Below are 780 nucleotides of genomic sequence, written 5' to 3' on the forward strand. Positions count from 1 at the left end.
AGTTATTTGACTAATCTTTTTAATTACCTGCGCACAATGAACTAACTGTGCATTATCTAAAATCCCTAACGCATCTGCCTCAACATTGACACAAGCATTACATAAATCCCCATAACTTTGAATCAACTCTGGTAATAATTGGATTTCTTCAGCTGTCTGAGCCTCTCCAATCGCAAATCGGATTCGTAAACCTTGAGAAAAAGATTGCTCTGCTTCATTTAAAATGTTCGTAATCTTTTTTAGCCCTTCCTTAGCAGAATCAATACTATCAACCGTTAGGAACTCTCCAAATGGATTGGTAATTATACTAATTGATTGAACTACATATCCCATTTTTTGAAAAAAATTTGCTACCGCATCACAATGCACTTTCGCTTCAAGAATTCGGTCACGCCATTGCGTCGTATTTTTTGTTAAGTGAATAAAACTACTAACTGTCCGAATTCGACAAAGTGACGGAGACTGCAAGTCTTCAAACATTACTGTCATTAATCAAAATTCCTACATCAAAAAACTTTATATCAAAAGTGTTTAAAATCCCTTTCAAACACTTTTAACAGAAAATAAATTTTATTTATCGTTAATCCTAAGCAAACAGCTCATAAATGCCATAAGCAAAAACAGTCAATACCCCTAAAGGTGCAATAAATCGGATAACAACATTCCATAACGTAGCTATGCCGCCATTTAAATGAAGCTCTTGCGTAATGCTTTCATTATTCATAAACCAAGCAGCGAAAATGACGGTAGCAAGTGCGGTTAATGGCAACATAAATTTAG

General features: G+C 34.7%; 1 protein-coding gene and 1 pseudogene. Both read right to left on the reverse strand.

The genetic code is table 11. The annotated features are described in order from the left end of the window. Positions 1-489, reverse strand: a 489-nt coding sequence (locus A5N85_RS13620) for a DUF711 family protein (protein WP_143143334.1), incomplete at its 3' end; no start/stop codon positions are given. Between the two features lie 97 nt (positions 490-586). Next, positions 587-780: pseudogene (locus A5N85_RS15855) on the reverse strand (sodium-dependent transporter); the annotation flags it as partial.

It is taken from the genome of Suttonella ornithocola, from assembly GCF_001889065.1.
GTDB classification, from domain to species: domain Bacteria; phylum Pseudomonadota; class Gammaproteobacteria; order Cardiobacteriales; family Cardiobacteriaceae; genus Suttonella_A; species Suttonella_A ornithocola.